Source organism: Nocardioides sp. YIM B13467 (genome assembly GCF_042788075.1).
Lineage (GTDB): Bacteria > Actinomycetota > Actinomycetes > Propionibacteriales > Nocardioidaceae > Nocardioides.
The window spans coordinates 1,770,550-1,788,459 of record NZ_JBHZPJ010000046.1; the positions used below are offsets into that span (position 1 = coordinate 1,770,550).

The 17,910-nt window shown below is 70.9% G+C and carries 18 protein-coding genes; 14 read left to right on the top strand and 4 right to left on the bottom strand.

The genetic code is table 11. The features are described 5' to 3' along the window. Positions 1-69: 69 nt before the first annotated feature. The 6 genes from ACFX43_RS15580 to ACFX43_RS15605 all read left to right on the top strand — a co-directional run bounded on the left by ACFX43_RS15580 (position 70) and on the right by ACFX43_RS15605 (position 5,086). Positions 70-597, top strand: coding sequence for an arginine repressor (locus tag ACFX43_RS15580; protein ID WP_160023788.1), 528 nt, complete (start codon positions 70-72; stop codon positions 595-597). 25 nt (positions 598-622) lie between these two features. After that, a complete protein-coding gene (argG, locus tag ACFX43_RS15585) occupies positions 623-2,083 on the top strand; it encodes an argininosuccinate synthase (RefSeq protein WP_378827822.1) in 1,461 nt (486 codons plus the stop codon). Beyond that, positions 2,083-2,511 (top strand): NUDIX hydrolase, encoded by a 429-nt coding sequence (locus ACFX43_RS15590; RefSeq protein WP_378827857.1) that lies wholly within the window; start codon positions 2,083-2,085, stop codon positions 2,509-2,511. Before argG ends, ACFX43_RS15590 begins: the two co-directional genes overlap by 1 nt. 39 nt (positions 2,512-2,550) lie before the next feature. Continuing rightward, positions 2,551-3,972, top strand: coding sequence for an argininosuccinate lyase (argH, locus tag ACFX43_RS15595; RefSeq protein WP_378827877.1), 1,422 nt, complete (start codon positions 2,551-2,553; stop codon positions 3,970-3,972). Continuing rightward, positions 3,972-4,541, top strand: a complete 570-nt coding sequence (locus tag ACFX43_RS15600) for a DNA-3-methyladenine glycosylase (protein WP_378827912.1) — start codon at positions 3,972-3,974, stop codon at positions 4,539-4,541. Before argH ends, ACFX43_RS15600 begins: the two co-directional genes overlap by 1 nt. A gap of 122 nt (positions 4,542-4,663) precedes the next feature. After that, entirely contained in the window at positions 4,664-5,086 is a 423-nt protein-coding gene (locus tag ACFX43_RS15605) for a single-stranded DNA-binding protein (RefSeq protein WP_378827936.1), read from the top strand. Here the strand turns inward: ACFX43_RS15605 and ACFX43_RS15610 are convergent. Then, entirely contained in the window at positions 5,083-6,243 is a 1,161-nt protein-coding gene (locus tag ACFX43_RS15610; protein WP_378827957.1) for a DUF1015 family protein, read from the bottom strand. The two genes, ACFX43_RS15605 and ACFX43_RS15610, sit on opposite strands and share 4 nt — an antisense overlap. Before the next feature lie 64 nt (positions 6,244-6,307). On the opposite strand from ACFX43_RS15610, the gene ACFX43_RS15615 reads away from it, so the two are divergent. The 5 genes from ACFX43_RS15615 to recN are packed head-to-tail and all read left to right on the top strand — an operon-like array spanning position 6,308 to position 11,249. Continuing rightward, on the top strand, positions 6,308-7,357 hold the full coding sequence (locus tag ACFX43_RS15615; protein WP_378827969.1) for an HAD-IIA family hydrolase: 1,050 nt from the start codon (positions 6,308-6,310) through the stop codon (positions 7,355-7,357). Next, entirely contained in the window at positions 7,354-7,626 is a 273-nt protein-coding gene (locus ACFX43_RS15620) for a hypothetical protein (protein WP_378827979.1), read from the top strand. Before ACFX43_RS15615 ends, ACFX43_RS15620 begins: the two co-directional genes overlap by 4 nt. Before the next feature lie 11 nt (positions 7,627-7,637). Beyond that, the gene (locus ACFX43_RS15625) at positions 7,638-8,501 is read left to right on the top strand and encodes a TlyA family RNA methyltransferase (RefSeq protein ID WP_378827990.1); all 864 of its coding nucleotides are present in this window, start codon (positions 7,638-7,640) and stop codon (positions 8,499-8,501) included. After that, the gene (locus ACFX43_RS15630) at positions 8,498-9,493 is read left to right on the top strand and encodes an NAD kinase (RefSeq protein WP_378828002.1); all 996 of its coding nucleotides are present in this window, start codon (positions 8,498-8,500) and stop codon (positions 9,491-9,493) included. The genes ACFX43_RS15625 and ACFX43_RS15630 overlap by 4 nt, the downstream gene beginning before the upstream one ends. Next, positions 9,486-11,249, top strand: coding sequence for a DNA repair protein RecN (recN, locus tag ACFX43_RS15635; RefSeq protein WP_378828026.1), 1,764 nt, complete (start codon positions 9,486-9,488; stop codon positions 11,247-11,249). The genes ACFX43_RS15630 and recN overlap by 8 nt, the downstream gene beginning before the upstream one ends. Positions 11,250-11,579: 330 nt before the next feature. Here recN and ACFX43_RS15640 read toward each other — a convergent pair whose 3' ends face one another. Beyond that, on the bottom strand, positions 11,580-12,746 hold the full coding sequence (locus tag ACFX43_RS15640) for a hypothetical protein (RefSeq protein WP_378828033.1): 1,167 nt from the start codon (positions 12,744-12,746) through the stop codon (positions 11,580-11,582). 93 nt (positions 12,747-12,839) lie between these two features. Then, entirely contained in the window at positions 12,840-13,748 is a 909-nt protein-coding gene (locus ACFX43_RS15645) for a LysR family transcriptional regulator (RefSeq protein ID WP_378828053.1), read from the bottom strand. 94 nt (positions 13,749-13,842) lie between these two features. Between ACFX43_RS15645 and ACFX43_RS15650 the strand changes: the two genes are divergently transcribed. After that, positions 13,843-15,231, top strand: coding sequence for an MFS transporter (locus ACFX43_RS15650; RefSeq protein WP_378828064.1), 1,389 nt, complete (start codon positions 13,843-13,845; stop codon positions 15,229-15,231). Next, positions 15,228-16,016, top strand: coding sequence for a 3-hydroxybutyrate dehydrogenase (locus ACFX43_RS15655; protein ID WP_378828076.1), 789 nt, complete (start codon positions 15,228-15,230; stop codon positions 16,014-16,016). The genes ACFX43_RS15650 and ACFX43_RS15655 overlap by 4 nt, the downstream gene beginning before the upstream one ends. A 17-nt stretch (positions 16,017-16,033) precedes the next feature. Here the strand turns inward: ACFX43_RS15655 and ACFX43_RS15660 are convergent, their stop codons facing one another. Further along, positions 16,034-16,963: an NAD-dependent epimerase/dehydratase family protein gene (locus tag ACFX43_RS15660; protein ID WP_378828086.1), complete on the bottom strand. Its 930-nt coding sequence runs from the start codon at positions 16,961-16,963 to the stop codon at positions 16,034-16,036. 146 nt (positions 16,964-17,109) lie between these two features. Here ACFX43_RS15660 and ACFX43_RS15665 point away from each other — a divergent pair, with 146 nt between their 5' ends. Beyond that, entirely contained in the window at positions 17,110-17,826 is a 717-nt protein-coding gene (locus ACFX43_RS15665; RefSeq protein ID WP_378828107.1) for a TetR/AcrR family transcriptional regulator, read from the top strand. The last annotated feature ends 84 nt before the right edge of the window (positions 17,827-17,910 follow it).

A 17,910-nucleotide genomic window follows, 5' to 3' on the forward strand; every position in this document is an offset into this window, starting at 1 on the left:
GCGAGCGGCCATCGAGAATTTCAGCGCGCCGCGTCCGTATTCTGGCGCCTGCGCTACGGAGGTGGCGCGATGACGACCAACGAGACCCAGCGGCCCGCGACCAAGGGCGCGCGCCAGTCCCTGATCGTCGACATCATCTGGAGCAAGGAGATCCGATCCCAGACCGAGCTCTCCGAGGCGCTGTTCGCCCACGGGGTCAACGTCACCCAGGCGACGCTCTCGCGTGATCTGGACGAGCTCGACGCGGTGAAGGTGCGGGCGCCCTCGGGTGCGCTGGTCTACGCGGTTCCCGGTGAGGGTGGTGATCGCACCGCGGTCGCCCCGGGGGAGTCGGCCAGCGGACGCAGCAAGCTCGGCCGACTCGCCAGAGAGCTCTTGGTGAGCGCCGACGGGAGTGGGAACCTCGTGGTGCTGCGTACTCCTGCAGGGGGTGCCCAGTACTTCGCCTCCGCGATCGACCGAGCCGAGTATCCCGACATCCTCGGCACCATCGCCGGCGACGACACCGTGCTCGTCATCGGCCGCGAGCCCAAGGGCGGCGCTGCGCTCGTCAACCGCTTCCTCAGCCTCGCCGGCAAGACCACAGACATTCCGTAAGTTTCAGAGCAAGGAGCAACATCTCGTGAGCAAGGTCCTGACCTCCCTTCCCAAGGGTGAGCGCGTCGGCATCGCCTTCTCCGGAGGTCTCGACACCTCCGTGGCGGTCGCCTGGATGCGCGACAAGGGCGCGGTGCCGTGCACCTACACCGCCGACATCGGGCAGTACGACGAGCCCGACATCTCCGGGGTACCGGACCGCGCGATGGCCTATGGCGCCGAGATCGCCCGCGCCATCGACATCAAGCCGCAGCTCGTCGAGGAGGGCCTGGCCGCGCTCGCCTGCGGTGCCTTCCACATCCGCTCCGGTGGCCGTGCGTACTTCAACACCACGCCTTTGGGACGTGCGGTGACCGGCACCATGCTGGTGCGGGCCATGCAGGCCGACAACGTCAACATCTGGGGCGACGGGTCGACCTTCAAGGGCAACGACATCGAGCGGTTCTACCGCTACGGCCTGATGGCCAACCCCGAGCTGCGCATCTACAAGCCGTGGCTCGACGCCGACTTCGTCCACGAGCTCGGTGGACGCCACGAGATGTCGGAGTGGCTGGTCGCGCACAACCTGCCCTACCGCGACTCCACCGAGAAGGCCTACTCCACCGACGCCAACATCTGGGGCGCCACCCACGAGGCCAAGACCCTGGAGCACCTCGACGTGTCGCTGGAGACGGTCGAGCCGATCATGGGCGTGAAGTTCTGGGACCCGTCGGTCTCCATCGAGACCGAGGACGTCTCGGTGACCTTCGTCGAGGGCCGCCCGGTGGCGATCAACGGCAAGTCCTACTCCGACCCCGTTGCACTGGTCTACGAGGCGAACGCGATCGGCGGTCGCCACGGCCTGGGCATGTCGGACCAGATCGAGAACCGGATCATCGAGGCCAAGTCCCGCGGCATCTACGAGGCGCCAGGCATGGCGCTGCTGTGGGCGGCTTACGAGCGGCTGCTCAACGCGGTGCACAACGAGGACACCATGTCCAACTACTACAACGAGGGCCGCAAGCTCGGCCGGCTGCTCTACGAGGGCCGCTGGCTCGACCCGCAGGCGCTGATGCTGCGCGAGTCGATCCAGCGCTGGATCGCCTCGCTGGTGTCGGGGACCGTCACGCTTCGGCTGCGCCGCGGCGAGGACTACACGATCCTCAACACCGAGGGCTCGCACTTCTCCTACCACCCCGAGAAGCTCTCCATGGAGCGCGTCGAGAACGCCGCCTTCGGCCCCGTCGACCGCATCGGCCAGCTCACCATGCGCAACCTCGACATCGCCGACTCCCGCTCCAAGCTGGAGATCTACGCCGGGCATCCCCTGGACCAGGGAACGGTGCTCGTCGAGAACGGCACCCTCTTCGGCGAGCTGCCCGCCGGCGGCTTCGACCGCATCGCCGCCACCGACGGCAAGCCGCTCCCTGCCGCTCTTCCGGCCGAGGCGTCCGTCCTGGACGACACGATCCTGGACGAGGCCGCGCTGGAGGCGGGCAACGACTGATGGTGCGTGTGCACCGCGAGTCCGCGCGGGTTCTCCCGGTCAGCGCCGACGGCGAGGTGTTGCTTCTGCAGGACACCGACCCGGGGAACCCGTCGCGGGGCGCCTACTGGACCAGCATCGGGGGCGCCATCGACCCCGGCGAGGACGCGGTACGCGCCGCGGCGCGGGAGCTGTGGGAAGAGGCCGGCGTCCGGGCCCTGCCCGAGGCGCTGGTCGGACCTGTCCAGATCCACGCTGACGAGTACAGCTGGAACGGCGTCGACTACAGCGGCCACAACGCCTACTTCGCCCTTACGCTCGACCGCGGGGTCGAGATCAGCTTCGCCAACCTGGAGCCGATCGAGGTCGGGTCGGTCGTCCAGGCCGGCTGGTGGACGCCGGACAAGCTCCGCGCCCGAGGGCACCGCGACCCCGGGCGCACTTCCTGACATCATGGAGATCGCCATCAAAGCCGTACGAGGAGAGTCGTGACCACGCCTGCCAACACCACCAACGAGGGCAAGCTCTGGGGCGGCCGGTTCGCCGGTGGTCCATCGCCGGAGCTCGAAGCGCTCTCGCGCTCGACGCAGTTCGACTGGCGGCTGGCGCTCTACGACATCGCCGGGTCCCACGCCCATGCGAAGGCGCTGGGCGCGGCCGGGCTGCTCACCGGTGACGAGGAGAACGAGATCCACCGGGGCCTGGACGTCCTCGCCGACCGGTTCACCGCCGGACGGCTGCTTCCGGCTGCCTCGGACGAGGACGTACACGGCGCGCTGGAGCGGCTGCTCATCGAGGAGATCGGCCCCGACGTCGGCGGCAAGCTGCGGGCCGGGCGCTCGCGCAACGACCAGATCGCGACCCTCTTCCGGAGCTATCTGCTCGACCACGAGCGGGTGCTGCGTGGGCTCGTGCTCGACCTGATCGACGCGCTCGCCACCCAGGCGGACGAGAACATGGGCGCGATCATGCCCGGTCGTACGCACCTGCAGCATGCCCAGCCGGTGCTGCTCTCCCACCACCTGATGGCCCATGCCTGGTCGCTGCTGCGCGACGTCGACCGGCTCGCCGACTGGCGGAGCCGGGTCGTGTGCGACTCGCCGTACGGTTCCGGCGCGCTCGCCGGGCAGTCGCTCGGGCTCGACCCCGAGCTGGTCGCCTCCGAGCTGGGCTTCACCGGTTCGAGCGCCAACTCGATCGACGGGACCGCCTCGCGGGACTTCGTCGCCGAGTTCGCCTACGTGTGCGCGCAGATCGGGGTCGACATCAGCCGGATCGCCGAGGAGATCATCCTGTGGGCGACCAAGGAGTTCGACTTCGTCACGCTGCACGACTCGTGGTCGACGGGCTCGAGCATCATGCCGCAGAAGAAGAACCCCGACATCTCCGAGCTCGCCCGCGGCAAGGCCGGACGCCTGGTCGGCAACCTGACCGGGCTGCTGACGACGCTGAAGGCGCTGCCGCTGGCCTACAACCGCGACCTGCAGGAGGACAAGGAGCCGGTCTTCGACTCCCTGGACACCCTCGAGGTGCTGCTTCCGGCCTTCACCGGCCAGGTCGCGACGCTGGTCTACAACACCGACCGGATGGCCGAGCTCGCCCCTCAGGGCTTCTCGCTGGCCACCGACATCGCCGAGTGGCTGGTCCGGCAGGGCACCCCGTTCCGGATCGCGCACGAGCTCGCCGGCGCCTGTGTCCAGGCGGCAGAGAAGCGCGGCGTGGAGCTGGACGCGCTCACCGACGAGGAGTTCGCCACGATCTCGCCGGCGCTCACCCCGGACGTACGTCTGGTGCTGACCATCGAGGGCTCGGTCGCCTCCCGCGACGGCCGTGGTGGCACGGCTCCTGACCGGGTCGCGGAGCAGCTCGCCGAGCTCCGGGCCAAGGCAGCCGGGTTCCGTCCGTCGTAGTGCTCGCGAGCCTGTTGAACCAGCGCCCCGAGGTGACCGCTCCGCGGCTCCTCGGGGCGACGCTGTCCTTCGACGGCGTGAAGGTGAGGCTCACCGAGGTGGAGGCGTACGCGGCCGACGATCCCGGCTCGCACGCCTTTCGGGGTGAGACGAACCGCAACCGGGTGATGTTCGGTCCGCCGGGGCGGCTCTACGTCTACTTCACCTACGGAATGCACCATTGCGTGAACCTCGTCTGCCATCCGGAGGGTGAGCCCGGCGGGATCCTGCTGCGCGCCGGCCGGATCATCGAGGGGATCGAGATCGCCCGGGAACGACGAGGAGCGGTACGCGACGTCGACCTCGCCCGGGGACCAGCGCGACTCTGCTCGGCGCTCGGGATCGACCTGACCATGAACGGGACCACCGAGTTCGAGCTGGAGCTTGCGCCGGCCGAGACGTGGGCGGGGATCGAGGTCGCGGCCGGACCGCGCGTCGGGCTGCGTCTCGCTCCGGACCGTCCCTGGCGGTTCTGGGTCTCAGGTGACCCGACGGTTTCGCCCTACCGGCCGGCGAAAGCCCTCCGCTAGCTGGCCGGACGGGCCGATGACCGTCCACAGGCCCGGTTCGGACCGCGGTTCTCCACAGGCCGCACAGGCCCGAGCGGGACTGTCGGTGCCCCCGATCAGGATGGTGGTCGGAGGTGATCGAGATGACGGTCGCAAGGGTAGAGAAGGAGCCATCACCGGACGATGGCGAGCGGATGGCGCCGGCCGGCGGTCTGGCGACGGTCAACGAGGTGCGGTTGATCGGTCGGCTGTCGCTTGCCGCGGAGGAGAAGGAACTGCCGAGCGGAGATCAGCTCACCGCGTTCCGGGTGGTCGTGAACAGGCCGCGCGACAAACGCCGGGGGAGCAGCCGGGTGCAGATCGATGCGCTCGAGTGTCACACCTGGGTCGCCCGGGTCCGGCGAGCGGCGATGACTTGGCAGGTCGGGGACGTCATCGAGGTCAACGGCTCCCTGCGTCGCCGGTTCTTCAAGACCGGCGGCCGGCTGCAGTCGATGACCGAGGTGGAGGTGTCGTCGGCCAGACGGGTGAGCAGAGCGGCCGCCGCCACGAGGCAGGCCAGCTAGTGGCGCGACTTCTCCAGCCGTGCCGAGTCGAGAAGACGGATGAGCACGCCCGGGTGCGGCTTGGGCTGGAAGGAGGTCGCCTTCTCCGGGAGCAGTTGCCCGATCGAGGCGGAGGAGAGGATGGTGTCGAAGGTCGGTGCCGCCAACAACACGGCGACGTCGCGACCCGGGCGGGCCCGCTTCAGCGCGGCGTCGACCTGGTGGGCGTGCAGCACCCGCGACGGCTGCCGGCGCAGCTCCGGCAGGACGCGGTCGTGCAGATAGCCGACGTCACCCGTGATCGGGCTGTTGGCGGTGTCGACGTCGAGGGTGGCCCAGCCCCGGCCGTCGCTGAGCACGATGACACCGGGTCCAAGCCTGCTCAAAGCGGCATCGCGGCTGCCGGCGGTCCACTCGGCGCCGACGGACTCGGCCGCGGCCCGTAGGTCGCGCAGGTTCACTCCGGCCAGCACCCGATGGATCGCTCCGAGCTGCAACGGCGTGTCGTCCTGGTCGATCAGCATCGCCAGACCGAAGTCGGTCGCGGCGCCGTCGCCGGGCTCGGCGAGACCCTGGAGCTCGGCGTACGCGGCGTAGCGGTGGTGCCCGTCGGCGATCAGTGCCTGCTGATCTGCCCATGCGGTGCGCAGCTGCCCGATCAGCGCCTCGTCGGTGATCGCCCAGACGCGATGGTGCTGGCCGCCGTGGTCGTCGTACTGCTCCTCGGGCGTGCCGCTCTGCACCCGGTCGAGCAGGGCCGCGATTCCGTCGGGAGCGTGGTAGGTGAGCAGGATCGGCGCCGGATGCACCCGCATCTGCCGCATCCGCGAGGCGAGCTGCTCGGCCTGGGCGGTGCGTACGCCCTCGTGAGGGATGACCGCGGCGTCACCGGGTTCGTCGGTGCGGTGCGATACGTCGAGGATCCCGACGACGCCACGCACGGTGATCCCGGCGGCGGTGTACTCGTGGAGGTAGAGCGCGAGGTCCTGGTGCTGGCGCAGATCGCCACGCGCCAGCCACGAGCTGATCCGGGAGGCGACCCCTCGATACGGGCGGGAGTAGAGCCGTGCGGAGGTCGGGTCCCCGATCCGTGAAGGGGTCAACGAGAGCGCTCGAAACGGCTCCAGGCGCAGCGGACGCCCGAGGTACGGCGCCCTGACCACACCCGTATCGTCCATCCGCACATCGTAGGGTCACACTGGTGCCATTCGCCGAACCCCCGACTCAGAGAAGGAACTTCGTGTGCTGACCGGCCATCAGTTGAAGGGCTCAGCCCAGCCGCTCGCCGCCGCCCATGACGTGGCGATGCTCGACCTCGACGGCGTGGTCTACATCGGCGGGACAGCGGTCCGGCGCGCTCCCGAGTCGCTCGCCGCCGCACGCGAGGCCGGGCTCAGGCTGGCGTTCATCACCAACAACGCCGCCCGGCCTCCGGGCAAGGTCGCCGAGAACATCCGCAACCTGGGGATCGAGGCGACCGCCGAGGACGTGGTCACCTCAGCCCAGGCCGCTGCGCGTGTCCTGGCCGAGCGGCTCGCCCCGGGGGCGAAGGTCGTCAACCTGGGTGCCGCCGGCCTGCGCGAGCCGCTCGAGGCCGCCGGCCTGGTGCCGGTGGCCGTCGACGAGGACGCCGAGGCGATCGTCACCGGATACAACCCCGAGCTGCTGTGGAAGGACATCCTGCGCGCGGCCGTGCGGATCAAGGACGGGCTCTTCTGGGTCGCCAGCAACACCGACATGACCTTCCCTGCGGCCTATGGGATCGCGCCGGGCCACGGCGTCCTGGTCGACACGCTGCGCCGCTTCTCGGGCGTCGAGCCGGTCGTGGCGGGCAAGCCGTCGCGACCGCTGCTGGAGGAGACCATCCGGCGCACCGAGGCCGATCACCCGCTGATGGTCGGCGACCGGCTCGACACCGACATCGAGGGCGGCCGCAACGCCGGCATCGACACGCTGCTCGTGCTCACCGGCGTCACCGGGCTCGAGGATCTGGTCGCGGCCGAGCCGCAGCGACGGCCCTCCTACATCTCCGCCGACCTGGGCGGGCTGCTGGAGGCCCACTCGGCGCCGGAGACCGATGGCACGACCGCGCGGCTCGGCGGCTGGACGGCAGAGGTACGTGACGGAGAGCTGCAGGTCACCGGCGAAGGGAGGCCCGACGACTGGTGGCGGGTCGCCGCGGCCGGCGCCTGGGCACACCTGGACGCCACCGGATCGGTGGCCACGATCGGCGCACAGGCCGTGCCGCCTGGCCCGGATGCCGACGGCGGGACGGTAGTCTCAGCCTCATGAGCGAGCAGCATTTCGACGAGACTCCGGCTGAGGCCTCGGCCGGGCTGGGTGGCGCCGGCACGGCGCCGCACACCGGTGTCGCCCGCGTCGACGCGGTGCTCGAGACGCTCGACCGGCTCGACGAGCTGCCGCTGGCCGAGCACGTCGGCGTCTTCGAGGCCGCCCACACCGAGCTGCGGCGCGCCCTGGACCCCGACACCGGGACCTACGACGCGATGGCCCGGATCGCCGCGGCCTCCGGCGAGTCCCAGTCGACCGACCAGCCCTGAGAGGCGAGCGCATGCCTCCTCGCCGCCTGCGTCTCGACGCCGAGCTGGTCCGGCGCAAGCTGGCCCGGTCTCGCGAGCACGCCAGTGAGCTGATCGCCGCCGGGCGGGTCACGGTCTCGGGAAATCGAGCCACCAAGCCGGCCACAGGCGTCACCACCGACGTCGCGATCGTGGTCACCGAGGATCCCGACCGTCCCGACTTCGTCTCCCGCGGCGGGCACAAGCTCGCCGGAGCACTCGCGGCGTTCGAGCCGCTCGGGCTCTCGGTCAAGGGCCGCCGCTGTCTCGACGCCGGCGCGTCGACGGGCGGGTTCACCGACGTACTGCTGCGCAACGAGGCCCGGCAGGTCGTCGCCGTCGACGTCGGCTACGGCCAGCTCGCCTGGCGGCTGCAGCAGGACGAGCGGGTCGTCGTCCACGACCGCACCAACATCCGCGACCTCTCCCTCGACGTGATCGGCGAACCCGTCGACGTCGTCGTCGGCGATCTATCCTTCATCTCCCTCGAGCTCGTCCTGGATGCGCTGATCCAGGTGACCAGCCCCGACGGCGACCTGGCGCTGATGGTCAAGCCGCAGTTCGAGGTCGGCAAGGACCGCGTCGGCAAGGGTGGCGTGGTCCGCGACCCCGTCCTGCGAGCCGAGGCCGTCAACGCCGTCGCCGCGGCCGCCGCGAGGCGTGGCTGGGGCGCACGCGCGGTCACGACCAGCCCGCTCCCGGGCCCGTCGGGCAACGTCGAGTTCTTCCTGTGGCTGCGCCGCGGGGAGGCCACCGTCACAGAGGCGGAGATCGAGGAGGCCGTGCGCGAGCAGCGCGGCTTGGAGAGCCCCGCCACCGGGGCTGTGTCGGTGCCGTCTGAGAGGGTTGATCCGTGACCGACGCCGATACCGCTGCTGTGGACCCAGCGCCCGTGGACCCAGCCGAGGTTCGGCGGGTCTTCATGCTCATCCACACCGGGCGCGAGGAGGCCCGCGAGGTCGGCCTCGCCTGTGCCAAGTCGCTCGCGGTCCACGGCATCGTGGTCCGGGTGCTGGCGAGCGAGGCCGCCGACCTGGGCATCGACCCGGAGGCGTACGAACCGAAGATCGAGCTCGCCGCGGACGAGGACGACGCGAGCCGCGACTGCGAGCTGGCGCTGGTCATCGGTGGCGACGGCACCATCCTGCGCGCGGCCGAGATCGTCCAGCCCCACCGCACTCCGGTCCTCGGGGTCAACCTCGGACATGTCGGGTTCCTGGCGGAGGCGGAGTACGACGACGTCGAGTCGACGATCGAGGCGATCGTGCAGCGTCGTTACACCTCCGAGGACCGCCTCGCGCTCGAGGTCAGTGTCTTCGAGGACGGTCGACGCGTCTTCCGTACGTTCGCGGTCAACGAGGCCAGCGTCGAGAAGGCCGCGCGCGAGCGGATGCTCGAGGTCGTCGTCGAGATCGACGGCAGGCCGCTGTCGAGGTGGGGCTGCGACGGCGTCGTCTGCGCGACCCCGACCGGCTCGACGGCCTACAACTTCTCCGCCGGCGGCCCGGTCGTGTGGCCGGGCGTCGAGGCGTTGCTGCTGACGCCGATCAGCGCCCACGCGCTCTTCGCGCGGGCCATGGTGGTCGCGCCGACCTCGGTGCTGGCCGTCGAGGTCATCTCTCGGGCCGACGGCGCCGGGGTTCTCTGGTGCGACGGTCGGCGTTCCTACGACCTGGGCCCGGGTGCCCGGATCGAGGTCACCCGGGGGGTGGAGCCTGTCAGACTCGTTCGCCTGCACCAGGCCCCGTTCACGGATCGTCTGGTGCGGAAGTTCGGACTGTCTGTGGAGGGATGGCGAGGCGCCGCGGAACGGCGTCCGTTCAGGATGAACGGAGGCGAGAATGCTTGAGGAGATCAGGATCTCCGGACTCGGGATCATCGAGTCCTCGACCCTGGAGCTCGGACCGGGGCTGACCGTGGTGACCGGTGAGACCGGCGCGGGCAAGACCATGATCGTGACCGCGCTCGGGCTGCTGCTCGGCGGCCGCGGCGACGCCGGCTCGGTCCGCAAGGGCAAGAAGGCGGCCCGGGTCGAGGGAGTCATCGATGCCCGGTTGCTGCCCGGAGTCATCGAGGCGACCGAGGAGGCCGGGGGAGAGGTCGAGGAGGGCCGCGTCCTGGTGGCCCGCACCGTAGCCGCCGAAGGCCGAGCGAGGGCGTACGTCGGGGGAGCGACCGTCCCGGTCGCGACCCTCGGCTCGGTGACCTCACCGCTGGTCGCCGTCCACGGCCAGTCCGACCAGCACCGGCTGCTGCAGCCGCGCGCCCAGCGCGACTCGCTGGACCGTTTCGGCGGGGACGCGGTCGCCAAGCTCATTGCCGCCTACAGCGACATCCACGCCGAGCTCCAGAAGGTCGAGCGCGAGCTCGACGAGGTCACCACCCACGCCCGCGAGCGGGCGCAGGAGGCCGACCTGCTCCGCTTCGGCCTCGGCGAGGTCGAGGAGGTCTCACCCGAGTCCGGCGAAGACGTCACCCTCGCCCAGGAGGAGGAGAAGCTCGGCTACGCCGACACGCTGCGCACCGCCGCCGAGCAGGCCCGCGAGGCGCTCTCCTCGGAGGTCGACGCCCCCGACGCGCTGGGCGCCATCTCGGCCGCGCGCCAGGCCCTCGACGGCGTGCGCGACCACGACCCCGACGCCGCCTCCCTGGCCGACCGCCTCGCGGAAGTCTCCTACCTGCTCTCCGACCTGGCCGCCGACGTCGCCTCCTACGCGACCGCGATCGAGACCGACCCGGCGCGGCTGTCGGTGGTCTCCGAGCGCCGCGCGGCCCTGACCGCGCTGACCAGGAAGTACGGCGAGACCATCGACGAGGTGCTCGCCTGGGCCGAGACCGGCGCCAAGCGCCTGCTCGAGCTCGACTCCGACGACGACCGGATCGAGGAGCTCCGTGGGGAGCGTACGAGGCTGCGAGCCGCCCTAGCCGAGGCCGGTCTGGCGCTCTCGGCCGCCCGCACCGACGCCGCCGGCGCCCTGGCCGAGGCGGTGAGCGACGAGCTCACCGGACTGGCCATGCCGCACGCACGACTGGTGGTCGATGTACGCCAGAAGGAGACCGACGCGCCCGCATCCGAGGACGAGCCGCACGCACCGCTGAAGATCGGTTCGGGCAAGAACCACCGCTGGCTGCGCTACGGCTCCAACGGCCTCGATGAGGTCGAGCTGCTGCTGGCAGCCAACACCGGCTCGGAGCCCCGCCCGCTCCACAAGGGCGCTTCCGGCGGTGAGCTCTCCCGGGTGATGCTGGCGATCGAGGTGGTCCTGGCGGCCACCAGCCCGGTCCCGACCTTCGTCTTCGACGAGGTCGACGCCGGCGTCGGCGGCACCGCCGCGGTCGAGATCGGCCGCCGTCTGGCCCACCTCGCCCGCACCGCCCAGGTCCTGGTCGTCACTCACCTGCCCCAGGTCGCCGCCTTCGCCGACCACCACGTCGCCGTCGAGAAGACCAGCGACGGCGTGGTCACCAGCTCCGGCCTCACCGTCCTCGACGACGAGTCCCGCGAACGCGAGCTCTCCCGCATGCTGGCCGGGCTGACGGCCTCCGACACCGCCATCGCGCACGCCCGCGAGCTCCTCGAGGTGGCCCGCGCGGCGAAGGTCTGATCCCGCCGAAACCTCAGTTCTGGCGACCCGAGTGGGGGGTTGTGGCGAACGNGAACCGGCGCTCCTCCTGGGAGTAGACGCAGACCCGGTAGCCGGCCTCGACGATGCGCCGGATGGCCGTGGTGCCCTGCGAGGCGTCGGGCTGGCCGGTGTTGGCGAGGTGGAGGTCGAGGATCACCACGTCGGCCTCCGGCATCGCCGTCAGCAGCTCCTCGACGTTCTCGTGGCTGGACACGAAGGTGAGATCGGGCAGGAGCAGACTCAGCGAGGCACGCATCGCCGTCGCGTCGTCCACATGGCTGAAGCGCGGCCCGGAGGTCACCGCAGTCATCACGACACCTCCACGGCGGTCGTCTGCGCGAGCGTGACGGTGGTGCCGAGGTCGCGGATGCTGTTGATCCGGACGTCGACGCCCGAGCGCGCGAGCTGCTCGACGACCACCTCCCGCAGCCCGACCCCGTAGTCGGTCGCGGAGGTGTCGAAGCCGATGCCGTCGTCGTGCAGGGTGACCTCCCAACCGGTGCCGTCCTCGTCCTCGGCGGCATGCAGGACGACCCGGCCCGCCTGCGCGTGCTGGCGTACGTTGAGGAGCAGGCTGCGCAGGGCGGCGGCCAGGTCGTCGGCGAGATCCCGTGAGAGCGCGACGTCCTGGGCGAGGTCGGCGATCACCGTGATCGGGAGGTCGTCGAACTCCGCGCCGACGGCAGTGACCACCGCGGCCAGGTTGGTCGCCGCGCTCACCGGGGGCGGGGTCTGACCGCTCAGATAGGCGCGCATCCGATTGAGCTCGACCTCGGCCTGCGACCGCAGCGCACCGTTGCCGTCGGCGGTGTCGGTCTCCACGAGCAGCCGCATCATCGCGGTGCCGTTGTGGATGGCGAGCCGGGCACGACGCTCCTCCTCGGCCTTGGCCGCCTCGGCCGCATAGCGCCGCGCCTCATCGGCCTCCGTCCCGATCCGCACGATCGTCTGACAGCCGAACCAGGCCAACGGCCCGAGGACCAGCAGCGTCAGGCAGGTGCTCAGCGCACCGGTGAGGTCGGCCCAGCCGTCCACGGTCGGCGCGATGTAGACCACCTCGGCGACCGCCAGCGAGGCGAGCAGGAACATCCACAGCCACCGCGAGCGTACGGCCGAGAGTCCGCAGGACACACACAGCGCATAGCCCAGCTGGAACCCCACCCAGGTGCCCGTACGCAGCTCCGCGGGGACCGTCCACAGCCCCACGACCAGCAGGGCCACGGCCACGGCGACGTCGAGCACGGCGTACGTCACCCCCGGCGGCCGCCGGGTGACCAGGGTGATCGCCGCGATGGCGACGAGCATGACGGTGGCGAGGATCCAGCTGGCTCCAGTCAGCCACGGGTGGTCGGCACGAGACAGTGCGGGCATCGCCGCGAGCAGCGACGGCGCCATCTGCGCGAGGGTCGCCAGTCGCATCCCGGCCACGAAGAATGCCACCAGACGCACGGCGGCTGCCCGAGTCGAATGTGGCACCCGTGAATTGTCGCTGATGGTCAGGGGAACGGCGGAGCATGGGGCCAGGATCGGGCATCCGACGCCGGGGCGGTACCAACGAATCCGCTGGCGTCACCGGCCGATCAGGGCACGTCGCTGCTCGTCCATCTGCTCCCGCAGACCGCCCACGACGGCGGCCACGGCAGGCCGGCGCCAGGACTCGGGATGCACGACGGCCCAGTAGGGCAGCCGCTGATGGATGTCCTCGTGGAGCAGCCGGACGAGATCGGGGTGACGGTCGGCCATGAAGCAGGGCAGCAGGCCCAGACCTGCCCCGGCCCGGGTCGCCTCGACGTGGACGAACACGTTCGTGGAGGTGACCGCGTCGCGGATGCCGGGCAGCAGCCGCCGGGGGATGTCGAGGTCGTCGACCTGGAGCATCGAGTCGACGAAGTAGACGAGGCGGTGGCGTACGGCCTCCTCGATCGTGCCGGGAGCACCGTGGCGCTCCAGATAGCCGGGGGAGGCGTAGAGGCCGAGCTCGTACTCGCCCAGGTGCATCGCCCGGCCGCGGTTGACCGCCGGCTCGCCGACGACCACCTCGATGTCGACGCCGGAGCGGTGCTGCGCCGCCTGCCGGGTCACGGTGACGATCTCGACCGAGAGCTCGGGATGGTCCTGCCGCAGCGCGGCCACCGCCGGAGAGGCGATGTACGCAGCGAACCCATCGGTCGTCGACATCCGGACCACGCCGGCCACCGGGTCGGCCGGTTCGTCGGCAGCCAGCCGGGCCAGCGACTCGGCGACTCCCTCGGCGGCCCGCGCCGCGCGCTCACCGAGAGCGGTCAGCGCCCAGCCGTCGGAGCCGCGCACCAGGACCCGGCCGCCGAGGGCGCGCTCGAGGGCGGAGATGTTGCGGCTGACCGTCGTATGGGTCAGGCCGAGCGAGCGGGCGGCGGTGGTGAAGCGGCCGCTGCGGGCGACCTCCAGCAGCACCAGCAGCTGGTCGGCGGAAGGCGGTGTCGACGAGGAGGTGGCCATCGGGCCAGCCTATCGGGGAATGTGCATTTGCGTTCACACCGTGTGCCAACATGCGCGTTGCAAGCACATTATGATCACTGTCACACTCCGAGCCATGTCCACGACACAGCCGGGCGCCACCGCCGCCCCCAACGACCCCCCAGTCGACGAGAAGAGCCTGCTCCGCAGGACCGTGGCGGCCTCCATGGCCGGCACGGTCGTGGAGTGGTACGACTTCTTCCTCTACGCCACCGCCTCGGCGCTGGTCTTCGCCAAGGTGATCATGCCGGCCACCGGCAACGCCTACGACGCGATCATCGCCGCCTTCGTGACGTACGCCATCGGGTTCGTCGCCCGCCCCCTGGGCGGCGTCGTCTTCGGCCACATCGGCGACCGCCTGGGTCGCAAGTACACGCTGCAGCTGACCATCATGCTGATCGGTGTCGCCACCGTGCTGATGGGCTGCCTGCCGACGTACGACCAGATCGGCCTCGCCGCGCCGATCGCGCTGGTGGTGCTGCGGTTCGTGCAGGGGCTCGCCCTGGGTGGTGAGTGGGGCGGCGCCGTCCTGCTGGTCGCCGAGCACGCCCCCGACGACAGGCGGGCGACCTGGGCCGCCTGGCCGCAGGCCGCGGTGCCGGTGGGCAACCTGCTCGCCACGCTGGTGCTCACCGTGATGACCCTCGCGCTCTCCGACGCCGCCTTCCTGGCGTGGGGCTGGCGGGTCGCCTTCTGGCTCTCGGCCGTGGTGGTCGTCGTCGGCTACTTCATCCGCCGCTCGGTGACCGACTCGCCCATCTTCGAGGAGGCGAAGGCGGAGCAGACCGAGTCCGCCTCGACGGGTTACGGCGTCTTCGAGGTGCTCCGCCGCTACCCGCTGGGCGTGCTCAAGGGCATGGGCCTGCGGTTCGCGGAGAACATCATGTACTACCTGGTGGTGTCCTTCTCGATCGTCTACCTGGTCGAGGACCAGAAGATGGACCAGGGCGCCCTGCTCGGCCTGATCGCAGTCGCGCACGCCTGCCACTTCTTCTTCATCCTCGCCGTCGGCCGGATCGCCGATGGCGTGGGCCGCAAGCCGGTCTACCTGGTCGGTGCGGTGCTCGGCGCGACCTGGGGCTTCTGGGCGTTCCCGATGCTCGACACCAAGAACAACCTCGCGATCGTGGCGGCACTGATCGCCGGTCTGGCCATCCACGCGCTGATGTACTCCACGCAGCCCGCGATCATGGCCGAGATGTTCCCGACCCGGATGCGCTACTCCGGCATCTCGATCTCCTACCAGGTGACCTCGATCTTCGCCGGCTCACTGGCGCCGCTGCTGGCCATCGCCTGGCTCAAGGACACCGGCACCTGGACCAACACCGCGATCTACCTCGCCGTGGCCGGCATCATCACCGGCCTGGTCGTCCTCACCCTCAAGGAGACCCGGGGCGCCTCGCTTCGGGCCCTGGACCGTGCCGACGCCGAGCGTGCTGCCGAGCGCGAGGTGACCCCGGCGTGAGCTCAGCGACGACGGCCCCGCCCGCGCCGGCCGAGTCCGAGCGTACGCTGCGGGGCCGCCGCGCCCTGGTCACCGGCGGCGCCTCGGGGATCGGTGCGGCGGTGGCCCGTGAGCTCGCCGCCCGTGGCGCGCGGGTCGTCGTCGCCGACGTGGCGGGCGACGCCGCCCATGCCCTCGCCGAGGAGATCGGCGGCGAGGCGTGGGTGGTGGACCTGACCGTCACCGAGGATCTGGACGACCTCACCCTGGAGGTCGACATCCTGGTCAACAACGCCGGCATCCAGCGGGTCAGCCCGATCGAGAAGTTCGACCCCGACGACTTCCGCAGGATCCACTCGATCATGCTCGTCGCTCCGTTCCTGCTGGTCAGAGCCGCTTTGCCGCACATGTACGCCAACGGCTGGGGCCGCATCGTCAACATCTCCTCCGTGCACGGCCTGGTCGCCTCCCCCTTCAAGAGCGCCTACGTCTCGGCCAAGCACGGCCTGGAGGGACTCTCGAAGGTCACCGCCCTCGAGGGCGGCCCGCACGGGGTGACCAGCGTCTGCATCAACCCGGGCTATGTGCGTACGGCGCTGGTGGAGAAGCAGATCGCCGACCAGGCCGAGGTGCACGGTGTCCCGGCCTCCGAGGTCGTCGAGCAGGTGCTGCTGCAGGACGTGGCGGTGAAGCGACTGGTCGAGCCGGACGAGGTCGGCTCCCTGGTCGGCTGGCTCACCGGCCCGGACGCCTCGATGGTCTCCGGCGCCTCGTGGGCCATCGACGGCGGCTGGAGCGCCCGGTAGCTCCAGCTCTGCCGGGCTCAGGCCTGCGTACGCCACCAGTCCACCGTCGCCTTCGCCCCGGTCTCGAGCGGGGTGGGGGCCAGGCCGAGAAGTGACTCGCTGGCCGAGGAGTCCAGCACGAACGGCTTGTCGAACTGGTAGACCATCTCGGCCAGCTCCCGGGTGCCGGCGTGCACCGCGCCGATGGCCTTCATCGTCCAGGTGGGGATGCGGCCGACCCGGGGTGCGGCGACGCCGGCCACGTCGGCATAGAGTTGGACGAGGGCACGCTGGGAGATGGCGGGTGCGGTGGGCGCGTGCAGGAAGGAGTTCCACAGGCTCTCCTCGTCGGCCGCCTTGATCATCGCGGCGCCCAGGTCGGGGACGTACGTCCAGGAGTGCGGCGCGTCCGGGTCGCCGAGGACGCGCATGGTGCGGCCGGCGAGGACGGTGGGGACCATGCGCTCGCCGGCGTGGGCGGTACGCACCAGTGGGCCGTAGAAGTCCGAGGCCGCGACGCTGACCGTCGGGGTCGGGGAGGCGCCGCGCGCGCGGAGCAGCTCGACCCGCACTGCGGGCTTGCCGAAGTCGGCGTTGCGCGGCGTCTGCTCGGTCATCGGCCCGGTGACGTGGCCGTAGGCGTAGAGGCTCTCCGGGAAGACGACCACCGCACCGGCCCGTCCGGCGGCCTCGAGCACGACCTTCTCGGCCCGCGGGAGCTCGGCGCGCCAGGTGTCGGCGGCGTAGGCGCTGCCGTGCATGCAGTGGAAGACGGCGCTCACGCCGACAGCGGCCTGGGTGGCGGTGTCGAGATCCGTGGCGTCACCGCGGAGCCGCTCGATGCTCGCGTGCACCGGGCCGCTGCCGGAGCGGGTGAGGAGGCGTACGCGATCCCCGCGGGCGGCGAGCTGCTGGGCGATGGTCGCGCCGACGGGGCCGGCGCCGATGACGAGGTAGGTGCTGTTCATGGTTGTCTCCTTTGTTTCGGTGGTCGAGCCTGTCGAGATCCCGAGAGCAGTGCTCTCGGAATGAGTGTGGCGCGAGTCTTCGACAAAAGCAAGAGCAGTGCTCACTTTTGTTGACAGCGCTCTCTGGATCGGGTCACGATGGCGTCATGACAGCCACCTCACGAGACGGCACCCCGCGCGAACGGGCGCGGGCGCAGACCATGGACGAGATCGTCCGGATCGGCCGCGAGCACCTGGCGATCCATGGTGCCGCCGCGCTCTCGCTGCGCGCGGTCGCCCGCGATCTCGGGGTGGTCTCCTCGGCGGTCTACCGCTACGTGAAGAACCGCGACGAGCTGCTGACGCTGCTCCTCGTCTCCGGGTACGACGAGCTGGGCGACGCCGCCGACGCCGCCGTCGCCTCAGCCCCCGAGGACGACTACCGAGCCCAGTTCGTGGCGCTCGGCCGCGCGGTCAGGACCTGGGCGCTCGCCGAGCCGGCGACGTACGCACTGCTCTTCGGGTCGCCCGTCCCCGGCTACGCCGCCCCGGACGAGCGCACCAGCGTGCCCGGCACCCGCGTCCCGACCGCGATGCTGCGTCTGGCCGCCGGCGCCATGGCTGCCGGTCGGCTGAGCGTGCCCGAGGAGCCGGGGGAGATCTCACCCGCTCTCGCGATGGGGCTCCAGGGCATCCGTGACCAGCTCGGCCTCGACCTGCCCGACGCCTGCCTCACCCGCGGCGTACTCGTCTGGACGAGCCTCTTCGGCCGGGTCAGCTTCGAGGTCTTCGGCCAGTTCGGCCCCGACCGCTTCGGCGACCCCGCCGCGCTCTTCGACCTCCACCTGACAACCCTGGCCGACTCCCTAGGACTCGCCGAATAGTCAGTTTCTGGCGCCGAGAAGTCAAAAATTGACGGCGAGAAGTCACCGGAGTGACCTCTCGCCGTCAAGAATCGACTCCTCGGC

Excerpts from the sequence above, each read along its gene's own strand:
- ACFX43_RS15665 (WP_378828107.1), top strand. The coding sequence starts at position 17,110 with ATGACAGCCACCTCACGAGACGGCACCCCGCGCGAACGGGCGCGGGCG.
- ACFX43_RS15660 (WP_378828086.1), bottom strand. The coding sequence starts at position 16,963 with ATGAACAGCACCTACCTCGTCATCGGCGCCGGCCCCGTCGGCGCGACC.
- ACFX43_RS15590 (WP_378827857.1), top strand. The coding sequence starts at position 2,083 with ATGGTGCGTGTGCACCGCGAGTCCGCGCGGGTTCTCCCGGTCAGCGCC.
- ACFX43_RS15605 (WP_378827936.1), top strand. The coding sequence starts at position 4,664 with ATGACGGTCGCAAGGGTAGAGAAGGAGCCATCACCGGACGATGGCGAG.
- ACFX43_RS15580 (WP_160023788.1), top strand. The coding sequence starts at position 70 with ATGACGACCAACGAGACCCAGCGGCCCGCGACCAAGGGCGCGCGCCAG.
- ACFX43_RS15650 (WP_378828064.1), top strand. The coding sequence starts at position 13,843 with ATGTCCACGACACAGCCGGGCGCCACCGCCGCCCCCAACGACCCCCCA.
- ACFX43_RS15620 (WP_378827979.1), top strand. The coding sequence starts at position 7,354 with ATGAGCGAGCAGCATTTCGACGAGACTCCGGCTGAGGCCTCGGCCGGG.
- ACFX43_RS15645 (WP_378828053.1), bottom strand. The coding sequence starts at position 13,748 with ATGGCCACCTCCTCGTCGACACCGCCTTCCGCCGACCAGCTGCTGGTG.
- recN (WP_378828026.1), top strand. The coding sequence starts at position 9,486 with ATGCTTGAGGAGATCAGGATCTCCGGACTCGGGATCATCGAGTCCTCG.
- ACFX43_RS15610 (WP_378827957.1), bottom strand. The coding sequence starts at position 6,243 with ATGGACGATACGGGTGTGGTCAGGGCGCCGTACCTCGGGCGTCCGCTG.
- ACFX43_RS15625 (WP_378827990.1), top strand. The coding sequence starts at position 7,638 with ATGCCTCCTCGCCGCCTGCGTCTCGACGCCGAGCTGGTCCGGCGCAAG.